The organism is Xanthomonas vasicola (assembly GCF_000772705.2).
Taxonomy (GTDB): domain Bacteria; phylum Pseudomonadota; class Gammaproteobacteria; order Xanthomonadales; family Xanthomonadaceae; genus Xanthomonas; species Xanthomonas vasicola.
Genome location: NZ_JSBW02000083.1, coordinates 1 through 10,768, shown reverse-complemented (window position 1 = coordinate 10,768; position 10,768 = coordinate 1). Strand labels below are relative to the sequence as shown.

Sequence of the window (10,768 nt, the reverse complement as noted above, 5' to 3'; positions counted from 1 at the left end):
CGCTGGCTGCTGCGCTGGATCGCGTTTTTGCGTGCCTGGATGCGGGCGATGGAATGGCCATCCTTTAGCCACGTGCCGCTGTCACAGACGGCACGGGGCGCTTGAAGGGGATTTTTCAGGGACAACTAACTAGGCTTGATCCCGTGAATTTTGTCCAGCCAATCCTCGCGAGCCTTTAGCAGCTGTTTCACTGGAGTCTGTGCCGGCTATAGTCCAGCTAGTCGTTCCACCAGTTTTCTGAACGTTAGCATCTGATCTGTCTCCGCTAGCTGCTGTCCGCTGCGGCATATAAGACCCAGCTGGTTGTCCCTGTGGTCCAGGACTTGCCGCACCGCCACGATCAAATGCCGAATATGCCATGAACGTCCCCATATTACCCTGCCAAATTGCAGCCGCCAACGTTGGCACGCTGATGATCAACCCGGTCATGATCAGCCCGATACCGCCCTGCTGCAGGGCTTGGCTAGACAGTCCTTCTGCATTGCCCAACGTGATGAGTCGGGCAGCCCAGTAGGCCGCGGCCACTTTTGCTGTGAATTTCAGCACCATTGCTGTGACCACTGACAGCATTGCCATCGAGAACAGCGTGCCGATCACGTAGAACAACCACTTCTTGAACAGGTCTTTGGTCTGGTCGAAGATCAGCGCCAGGATGAAAATTGGTCCGATCCCGATCAGGAACGCCATGGTGAACTTGAACAACAGCAGCATCGCTCCAGCCGCCATCGGCGGACTGGCGGTGCCGAAGCCCGCCATCAAGACAGCGCGGCCTTTCTTCTCTATTGCCTCCGGATCGGTGGCGTCGACGCGCACCGCATCCAGCGCGGTCAGCGCCACCTGCGTGTAGGCAAGATTTTCGTCGATCGCATCGGAGGCGGTGCTGTCTTCATCACCCGTAAAAAGACCATGGATCTCTTTGTCCAGGTTTTGGGTCATGGTCTGGTGCAGCATTGCCCCGTTAACCCCGACAGCTGAAGCAAGGCTGATGATGATCGCGACCTTGCCGGCCTTGATCATGGTCGCCATTGCACTTTCACGCGACTGCCCGGTTGCGATGCGATAGCCCAGAATCAGTACCCACAGAGTGGTCACTGTCAAAGCGATCGTGCTGACCCACCTCATAGCGCGGCTCATCAACTCCAAGCCGAACTCTTGAATCTCGTTGCTGAAGTAGTCGTTGACCAGTTTGAAGAAAACGAACTCACCGAGGCCGATATCCGCCAAAGGCTGCAGCCTGCCAATCGCACGATCCGCACATCGGTCTGAAGTGGCGGTAGCCTGCAAGGATGCAGTCATCGGCGCAATCCGGTCATACATCCCTACATGACGCGCGTTGGTGGCTGCGGGGTCATGTCCGGCTGCGACCGCTGTGTATCCAGTGCCTGGGATTGGCGGATGCTTTCCTGCAACGGAGGCACACTCTCGGACAAGTCCACCTTGACTCGGAAGCCCGGGGTTTGACCGACGATCCACACAGCGTCCTGATGCGCGGTCACGCTTTGCAGCTGATCGACACTCAGGATACCCACACGCTTGGCTTCGACCGTGGCATGCATGGCCTCGGCCGGCGAGGTGCCGGCGGGGAGCTTGCTGTGGATGGCCTGATAAAGCGGATCGTTGGGAACCGATGCGGATACAGGCTCACCGAGCCGACCACGCGGCGCTGCCGGTGCATCCACTTCGCTGCCGGATGAGCCCATAGGCATCTTCCAGCCGGGCGCGACATACGTCGGGGCGTTTTCGCTTTGCATGTGCTGTTGCACTTCTTGCCAGCGTGCCGCCGCCATCTCTGTCGTTCCGGCCCCGGTTTCCAAGGGGCCGCGTAAACGGTCGATGGCATCGACGGCCATGCCATAACCACCGCGTGCACCAAGCGTTACGCCACCACGCAACACCTCCACGTCATCGCGGTATTTGTCGATCATCGGCGCGTATTGACGGGCTAACTGCTGCGCCTTGGGGTCTTCCAGCACCGAGCGGTCTGGGGCGTCGTAGGCATCCACGGACAGGAAGTTGTGCATGCGGTGCGAGTCGGCGAGCGGTTTGACGACAGCTGGATTGCGAGCGTCCAAAACTCTGCGGTCATTGGCGTAACCGGCCTTTTCCAGCGTGGCAATCTCCTGCTGGGTAGCGTATAGCTTGACCTGGCCGTAATGCTTGCTGGCAGCACTGACCGCATCGCCGGCCATCACATGATTCATGACATCGGTGCCGCCCTCGGGAATGCGCCGGTCCAGACTGACCGCGCCGTAGGCATTGAAGGTCTCGCCCTTGAGCCCGAAGTGGTGGGCGGTGACTTGGGCCAGGTTGCCGCCGAGGGAGTGGCCGGTGACGGTGACGTCTGGTGCTTCGCCGTCCTTACCGATTTTTTGTGCATAGACCAACGCATGTCTGGTCAACTCAATTGCTTCGGCGGCTTGGCGGTTGTGACGTGCTGCGACCATGCCGCCATCGGTGTAGACACCATCCTGCTTGAGCTCACGCTCAGTCTCGGTCCCACGATGGGCGACGATGAGCTCGTTCGTATCGACACGTTGGTAGATGACGCCTTGATAGCCTGAGGGGCTGTCACGGTACTCAAGACGCTTATAAAAGACTCCACCGATGTCTACAGGGTCGCTGTCCACTCCGACTTCGTTTGGTTTGTCGTATGAATCTCTCGAAAGTGCGGCGTACTGCTGGCTCGTAAGACTCATGGGATCACCTTTTCAGTAGTCAGGGTGACTTTGAAGATGTTGTTGCGAGCATTATCATTGAATTGATCGATAGCAAGGCGGCCGCCATCGGGGAAGTTGTCGATATCTTCTTTCGGATAGCGTCCTTTCCAAAAATAAGTAACTTTGGGGACTGAGCTATAAATTTCACTCTTAAATAGCGCTGGCTGAAAGCGCGTATCTTCGTGCTTACCGGTTGCTTTCAGCGAGATGCCAACTCCATTGAGTTCAAAGCTGCACATCCCCTTGCCGTAGTAGTCAGCATCGATCATGCCATCGGCATAAATCTTCGCCACGTATGTGGTGTCGTTTACCTTTTCGAAATTGATGGGAATCCCATCTTCTTTCTGCTTTGTGGACATGCCCAATGAGCGATCAATGGGTGTGCACGCATCGCGATTCGTCATCTCATAGAACGCAGTTCCCGATACCCACTCAAACGGTCCCGGCGCATCCTCGATGGTCATGGTGATCCGGTACGCCTGTGTTGGATGCGGGTTCTTGCGGTAGACCGGATCGCCGTCGGTGGTGGTCGCGTCGGTGTCGTGTCTTTCAGAGCCAGTCTTCATGGGGTTGCATCCTGCTAAGAAAACCAAGACAAGAGAGCTCGCAATTTTAATTCCCAGCTTCCCTTTCATGCGGCCATCGTGCGCTGTGCAGAACGTTGCGCGGCTGTCATGGAGTTCGCAAGTCGTTCACAGATGCGGTTAATGTTGACGCGATGTATCAACAAGGCAATGAGCATGATTGCAAAGACCACCCCAAACTCGGGGAACTTCTTCATGACATCCATCACATAGGGAACGCAGGCCGCAGCCACTGCAAGCATGAACATCAGCAGCGTCATTGCAGTCGCACTGACAATCACCTGGCGAAGCTGTTTTAGTTCTTCAGTATGTTTTCCCTCTGCTTGCAGCTTTTTCCAAACTGTCAAAGCACCTGCAATGAGACCCAGCAGCATCGCAACTATCGCGAAGTGCAATAAAGCACAGATGGAGGCCGCATACTGTGCAAGGTCCAGCAGGATCGTGAACGAAGTTCGATAGGCCAGGACAACCAAACTTGCGGTCAGTAAGGTTGACATCAGCAGGATAGTCAACATGCGCCGAACGCCCTTGGGCGACCGGTACCAATGTGCGTTCTGGGAGGGATACACGCTATCCATTACATCGCTCCTACGAGCTCTATTGAACTAACGGCGAACGTGGTCAGGGGGAGGTAGCTAGGAACGTAGCTAGGAACGTAGCTATGAACGAGCATACCAATTTTATTCTCGGTTTTTCACCTTAGTTACTACTTTAGAATTGATTATAAATCGGTTTTCTTAATTTAAGCGCTTATCTAAAGAGCCGCCTCATGATGCCCCGGAAGCTCATTCAGAACTTTTGAAATAAAGGCTCCGTGCAGTCGGTGTATATTACCTTGCACTGGCTACCATTATTCTTTTTATTACAAAATGAAATTGCATTTCGACTAGCTACTTCTATAGAAGGTCCTGCAGCAAAACTTCTAATTATATTTCCCATATGCTCAGGCTCAGCGATTGCTGCACACCTGTTCAAATAAACATAGAGAACGCTACAATTTTTTTGACTTTCCGCTTCGCACTTTTCTACCGCATCTTGCTGGGCATCAGCTTTCTTCAATTTACCAGTAGACACGCCAAGATTTTCATTTCCATCACCCGCAATGGCTCCCCAAGTTTCTATCCATTTTCCGCTTGGGCGCGGCGGCTCTTGAACTGTGTTTCCTTGCGGAATAGGAGCACATGCAATCGCCCCTTGACCACCAATCTGATACTGCCCTGGCGGACAACCTTGTGCCCAGGCGCCACTAGAGAAGAGTAAAATGGAAAAAGCTGAGAGGCTAAAATAATTCATGACGCACCCATACATATTTTCAATAATATTTAATTTTGTTAACGACTTAATTAAACATCCTGGTTGCTGCCTTGTCCAGCTTGCCCGCGTGAGCCGACAGGCTGAGGCGCTTGCGTTGGTGTCGCCCCCGCAATCCTAGTCGTTGCATTCTGTAAGGTGGCTGGCGATTCACTATCTTGCTGCTCACCTCTCTTCGCCACCTGCTGCGGCACATAAGACCCAGCTGGTTGTCCCTGCGGCCCAGGACTCGCAGCACCGCCACGATCAAATGCCGAATAGGCCATGAACGTTCCCATATTACCCTGCCAAATTGCAGCCGCCAACGTTGGCACGCTGATGATCAACCCGGTCATGATCAACCCGATACCGCCCTGCTGCAGGGCTTGGCTAGACAGTCCCTCTGCGTTGCCCAATGTGATGAGTCGGGCAGCCCAGTAGGCCGCAGCCACTTTTGCCGTGAATTTCAGCACCATCGCCGTGACCACCGACAGCATTGCCATCGAGAACAGCGTGCCGATCACGTAGAACAACCACTTCTTGAACAGGTCTTTGGTCTGGTCGAAGATCAGTGCCAGGATGAAGATTGGCCCGATCCCGATCAGGAAGGCCATGGTGAACTTGAACAACAGCAGCATCGCTCCGGCCGCCATCGGCGGACTGGCGGTGCCGAAGCCCGCCATCAACACAGCTCGGCCTTTCTTCTCTATTGCCTCCGGATCGGTGGCGTCGACGCGCACCGCATCCAGCGCGGTCAGCGCCACCTGCGTGTAGGCAAGATTTTCGTCGATCGCATCGGAGGCGGTGCTGTCTTTATCACCCGTGAAAAGGCCATGGATCTCTTTGTCCAGGTTTTGGGTCATGGTCTGGTGCAGCATTGCGCCGTTGACCCCGACAGCTGAAGCAAGGCTGATGATGAACGCGACCTTGCCGGCCTTGATCATGGTCGCCATTGCACTTTCACGCGACTGCCCGGTTGCGATGCGATAGCCCAGAATCAGTACCCACAGCGTGGTTACTGTCAAAGCGATCGTACTGACCCACCTCATAGCGCGGCTCATCAACTCCAAGCCGAACTCTTGAATCTCGTTGCTGAAGTAGTCGTTGACCAGTTTGAAGAAAACGAACTCACCGAGGCCGATATCCGCCAAAGGCTGCAACCAGTTCATCGCTCCGTGGAAAATTGCGTCCATTACCTTCTGCCTGTCTGTCGTGGTGTAGCGATCAATTGGATAACGCGGCTTTCAGCGTTGCGGCCTGCACGAGCTGTCCCAGCGGTTTGAGCCAGCTATTTTGGTCACCATCCAAAGCTTTTCTGGCCAATCGCGACTGATCTTCCTTGAGCCCGACGATATAGCTGTCATATGCCGTCATCTGGGCATTCCAGTAGTCCAGGTCCATGGCGTTTTGTGCTACGAAACGCTGAACTTCGTTATCGTTGGCAGCAAGCGCTCCCTGGCTGGTGCCACCTAGGTCGCGCTGCGCCTCAATCGCTTTAAACTTGTTGTTGCGTTCTATAAGGCGCTTGAGCATGCGTACCGACTCGTTGTATTTGGCATTTTTTGCCAGCACCATGCGTGTGCAGACCTTCATTTGCTCCTCCACCATATTTCCGTTCATGTTGGGGGCGAGAGACTTGAATTGCTGGAGCACCCCTGCGAGGCCAGTCTTTGGGGCACCCGGACAGTCGTCTTCCAGGCCATAGTCTTCTGGACGTTCGGCAAAGTTGTCAGCCATGCTGGACGTCCCTAGATCCAACCGCGGGATCTTGATGAGCTGCTGCTGATAGTGATCCAGCTGCTGCTGATACTGCTTGAGAGTCTCGGTCCATCGCTTAGCCTGCTCTCCGTACTCCTGCAAGGCCTTCGCCAGCGACGTTTGATCATTGACGAGCACACCCAAACCCACTGCATTCGCGGGCCCAGCACTAAGACCGGCCGCAAGCAACAAGCCTGCGGCGAGACGTGAAAATGAAAGGCGTGAGCGGCGTGAGCGGTCATTCATGGCGGGACTCGTCGGTCTTGATGGGTGCAGATGGATGGCGGGGATAGCAAAACGAGGGATATAGAGGGCACAGCCCGGAAGGCGATAGGCAGCCCAGGCAGGTGGTGGGGAGTCAAGCGCGTAACGCAATCATGAAGCGAGAGAATTTTTGTTCAGACACAGGCACAGCGACGAGAAAGACGCCGCCGGGGGTGCGGAGATGAGCGCCTGCTAGGGCCATTATCCTTATGTGCTATTGAGGCAGGTTGGGTCGAACTCTGGCATAGGTCAAGGCAGATTGCCACTACCTGCTCCCCTCCAGACCGTCCTCTCATCGTCTAGCGGCCGCCACCTCAAGGGACAAGGTTGCCTGGGTAGGAAAAATCTGACATCCGGGAACGGCAATTCCTCACCCTCTGCAATGGCGTGCCCGGTCGAGTTCGCACGATATTTGTCAACCGAGGAAAGCTCTGGATCGCGTACCGTCGCAGCTGCCTGGACCGCAGGCGAGCACTCCCTCTTCGAGGGGAAAGGACATGTGATGCGTAACTTCCAACGTACGGCAAAAGTGGCTGTGGGACTGCTAGGACTGGCACTGTCATACAGTGCGGCGGCATGCTGTCCGGATGTCGGTCATAGCCCTGCTGCTGCGACAACAGGGCTGGGGGCCAGTCGTCCCTCTGCTACTGATCTCTCGGCTGTCAGCACCTTGCACGTGTATACGTTCGAGCGAGACGGAATCCGCTATCTGCAAGTCAATGGCCCTAGTGGCGATGTCCGAACTGCAATCGGGTGGATCGACGGTACCCGTTGGGTCATGCCGGTTGGTATCGATGCAGACCGCACCACGATCCTGGCGGCTGGTTCACTTCCGAGCGGAACAGTCGTATATGAAGGAGACGGTATGACGGTGCTGCTACAGACACTCGCGCGTGGTAACAGCTGGCTCATCGTACCTAAAAATTGATCGTGTCCCTGTTGGTTCGGAAACAAAGAAGCTGATCTTGCCCGTATGGTGGCGCCGGCAGGTGCCACCATACGAGCGCACCCTGCTGGACAACTCTGCTGTGTTCTCAAGAGCGGTCCGACTGGCAGGCTTGCTCTGTGGCTTATCCCCGTAAATTGATATAGCGATGCCCTGCAGCCCGCCCAGTTTTCCGACCCTGGCCTTAATGGTATGACGCCTTGCTGGAGTCAGGCAGGCAATCGCCTGCTGGGTGCATCTGTAGACGGCAAGCTGCAGCCCAACAGACAACTTCATGGGATTGCCGCGAAGCATCATCGGGTGGATTTCTGTGTGACTCGCGCTGGCGAAGCCTGGCGAACGGAAAACGTGATAGAGCCCATGCGTCTCGATCTCCAGCGGGTACAAAGCATTGATGTACTCGTGCAGCATCTTCGATTGGATAGAGCCCGTGCGAATCATCCGCATGGCGGCTTCATGTTGTCCGCGTGACTTGAGATGACTTTCGATGTCGCGGCGTAGTCGGTTCATCTGTACCTCAATGTCGACGTACTCGATCACGTGCTCGCGCAATTCCCGCTCAGCCCAAAGGTAGCTCAGTTTTGCCGTATCCAATGCCTGTTGCTCGCCTCGCAGACGCAGGCGCACTTCGGCAAGGGTGCTGGAGATACGCGCGCCCAGCACGAATAGTCCCGTAGCCGTTGTTGCGAGCATCACCTGCACAACAAAGCCTATTGAGTCATAGGCCCCCAGCACACCCGTATTTCGCAGTGAAAATGCCAGAGCGGTATTCGCCAGCACAACGCCGATGGCCGCGCCCCGCCAGCCATGCAGCCAGGTGAGTAGAACGGCAGGAACGATCAGCAACGACATTAAGCCCAACCGTGCAACATTGCTTTGCGGCAGTGTTGCTAATGCAAAGATCAATGCAGTCGCCAGAACCGCCAGTGCGCAATGAGGCGTCAGGCGGCTGGGCGTCTCTTCGTCGTGGCGGCGCATCCATAGAAGCACCGGCAGGACCACCATCAACATTCCGAGGTAGTCACCTACAGCGAAACGGGCGAACTTGACGCCGCTGATTGCCGACGAAGGTCCATCGAGCATTATGTTGGTCCCCAGAGTGCAGAGCGCGCCCCAGACTGCCGTGACCAGAAGCATCGGGATCAGTGACGCTCCTGCGCGATGTATTGCCCCATACCTTGCCCGAATAGCAATAGGGACCAGGGCAATGGCCGGGACCAGGATCCAGGGGCTTGCGTAGGCCCAGGTAGGATTGACACCGACACTGCTGATCGCAGGAACCCGAATCATCAGCAATGCCGCGACATCGCCCATCAGTATCCAGGGTAGCAAGCGAGAAGGGGCGAGCAGCAACGCGGCGATCCGAAGGCCAGCTGGCAGGTACCACTGATCCAGTGAGCAGTGCCAAGACAGTTGAAACGCCAGACAGTAGGCCGTAGCGGTTAACAGGCCCTGCGTCACACTTTTCAGCCCTTCCATGGGAATACCTTGAGTTTTGACGACGCCAGAGCATACCTGAGCGGGAGCCGTAACGGTGTGGGTGACCAAGACCGGTACATGCCCCTACAGCCCAGTGAAACGGGTACGCCACAGATGCGCGTCAGGTATGTAGAGAGCCTGCTGCAAAAACATGGACGTCCTTGCCCCCTCGGCTTGATCAGATGGACAGAGGCCGTGGCGGGGAGCGTGGAGTTGGCGGGAGCCCTGGAATGCAATTCGGCTTGGTCACGCGATGAGCAGTGTTCTTCGGTGACGAGGACGGCACCCTGTCACGCTGGGAAAGAGCGCTGCCGCCAGGCACGGCGTCCCAGCCAAAGTCAAAGCGTGCCATCATCACCACATCTAAGCGAGCACGTCATTTCAACCACTACCAGGGAGGTACTTGTCATGAAGCCACGCACCACTGCCGCCACTTTCGCACTGGCTGCGGCTTTAGGCCTTGGCCTGAGCGCCCCAGCTCGCGCCCAGGCGCCTGATCCTTGCTCGGTCTTTCTTTGCATGTCCGGCATGTCCGGCTTCGGCACTCCGTCTCCTGAATGTGCAGCGCCGATCGCAACCTTCCACGCCATCCAGGTATGGAGCCCGGCCTTCAACCCGCCGGCCACGGCGGCGGCACGCCGGGTATATCTGACGACATGTCCAGGCGCGACTGCACCGAATCAAGCCATCTTGGAAGCCATCATCGCGAAGTGGGGCTATAGACCTTGACGGGCATCGCCCGCTGACTCAGAAACATGCTTCTGAGACTTTGCGGGAATACCACCACGCTCCTGTTCGCGATGTGGATCGCGCATTGCCTCTCTGTGCGATTGGGTTCCTACGCATCGGCCAGTGGGAAGTGAACCCGCAACCTTTGTATGTTCGCCCGCAGGAAAGTGAATTCTGCAGCCAACTTTGGGGTTGCTGATACACCGCCTCCCAAGGTGGAAATCGTTGGGAGGCAATCACTATGGTGCGCCGGCCCGTGCGATCCAGCGCAGTGCCTAGAACATCGCGCGTAGCGCTTACTTACGCTGTGGCGCCTGCGCATCCATTAGTGTCAAATACGGCGCAGCAAAGGCCCATTCTTCTTCGGAAATGTCGGTTGGATGAGGCTTACGAGGCTTCATCCGTATACGTTAGTGTGACAAGGGCAAAGTTCATAACACGCTCTAGGGGAAGTCGTTTTGATGGATCAAGAAAGCATCGTCCGGTACTGGCACGCGGTCGAGTTGTTGCAACCGCAATCAGCACCCAAGCTCAAAAAACGCAGTAATCGATACGAAGCGTTTATCCATGACACGCCAATTCAGCGCCCGCTGCTTCCGTGGACCCCGGAAAGTATCGTCAGTGAGCAGGAGCTGCCCAAGAAGCGCATATGGAGCCACACGCTCTATGCTCATCTTTACGACAGTCGTCTCGTTGCCGAGAAGCTCGATGCGATGTACGGCGCCGATCAGGGCTACCAGGAACCCAAGTTTCGCGAGTCAGCCGTGTTTGCGGCAAAATTTACGGCGGGGGGACGACTGGTCGATGACAGTTTCGTTCTATCAAGCGAAGCGTGGTTTCTTGGGCGGGTGTTGACCGGGAAAGATTGGACTAGGGATGGTCTGATCAACGCGACCGGAAAACGAAGCAACCGCATCCGCCGCGCTGAGGGCGCTCAAATCGCCGATTTTTTGCCGGTTTCGGCCGTTTGCGGGGTGTTGCCTGGGTTACAGGCACAGCTT

Annotated in this window: 8 protein-coding genes and 2 pseudogenes; 1 reads left to right on the top strand and 9 read right to left on the bottom strand. The window is 56.1% G+C overall.

The window, feature by feature from the left end; translation table 11 throughout:
* Window positions 1–129: 129 nt before the first annotated feature.
* The 9 genes and pseudogenes from NX05_RS18975 to NX05_RS25405 form a co-directional block, all read right to left on the bottom strand.
* The gene (locus tag NX05_RS18975; RefSeq protein WP_053012893.1) at window positions 130–1,296 is read right to left on the bottom strand and encodes a TrbL/VirB6 family protein; all 1,167 of its coding nucleotides are present in this window, start codon (window positions 1,294–1,296) and stop codon (window positions 130–132) included.
* Window positions 1,297–1,319: 23 nt separating this feature from the next.
* The gene (locus NX05_RS18970) at window positions 1,320–2,696 is read right to left on the bottom strand and encodes a Tle-like phospholipase domain-containing protein (RefSeq protein WP_053012891.1); all 1,377 of its coding nucleotides are present in this window, start codon (window positions 2,694–2,696) and stop codon (window positions 1,320–1,322) included.
* Window positions 2,693–3,352 carry a hypothetical protein gene (locus NX05_RS18965; RefSeq protein ID WP_039435454.1) on the bottom strand — a complete coding sequence of 220 codons (660 nt, stop codon included), beginning with the start codon at window positions 3,350–3,352 and terminating at the stop codon, window positions 2,693–2,695. The genes NX05_RS18970 and NX05_RS18965 overlap by 4 nt, the downstream gene beginning before the upstream one ends.
* Window positions 3,349–3,879: a hypothetical protein gene (locus tag NX05_RS18960; RefSeq protein ID WP_039445941.1), complete on the bottom strand. Its 531-nt coding sequence runs from the start codon at window positions 3,877–3,879 to the stop codon at window positions 3,349–3,351. Before NX05_RS18960 ends, NX05_RS18965 begins: the two co-directional genes overlap by 4 nt.
* Before the next feature lie 211 nt (window positions 3,880–4,090).
* Window positions 4,091–4,594, bottom strand: coding sequence for a DUF4189 domain-containing protein (locus tag NX05_RS23210; RefSeq protein ID WP_080764625.1), 504 nt, complete (start codon window positions 4,592–4,594; stop codon window positions 4,091–4,093).
* A 50-nt stretch (window positions 4,595–4,644) separates the two neighbouring features.
* The gene (locus NX05_RS18955; protein ID WP_053012889.1) at window positions 4,645–5,784 is read right to left on the bottom strand and encodes a TrbL/VirB6 family protein; all 1,140 of its coding nucleotides are present in this window, start codon (window positions 5,782–5,784) and stop codon (window positions 4,645–4,647) included.
* A 31-nt stretch (window positions 5,785–5,815) separates the two neighbouring features.
* Window positions 5,816–6,463, bottom strand: coding sequence for a hypothetical protein (locus tag NX05_RS18950; protein ID WP_042774121.1), 648 nt, complete (start codon window positions 6,461–6,463; stop codon window positions 5,816–5,818).
* Between the two features lie 1,027 nt (window positions 6,464–7,490).
* Complete coding sequence (locus tag NX05_RS18945) at window positions 7,491–9,038, bottom strand: MASE1 domain-containing protein (protein ID WP_039435456.1); 1,548 nt, start codon at window positions 9,036–9,038, stop codon at window positions 7,491–7,493.
* Window positions 9,039–9,926: 888 nt separating this feature from the next.
* Window positions 9,927–10,168: pseudogene (locus NX05_RS25405) on the bottom strand (transposase); the annotation flags it as partial.
* Window positions 10,169–10,228: 60 nt separating this feature from the next.
* Here NX05_RS25405 and NX05_RS18940 point away from each other — a divergent pair.
* Window positions 10,229–10,768 (top strand): annotated as a pseudogene (locus tag NX05_RS18940) (hypothetical protein); the annotation flags it as partial.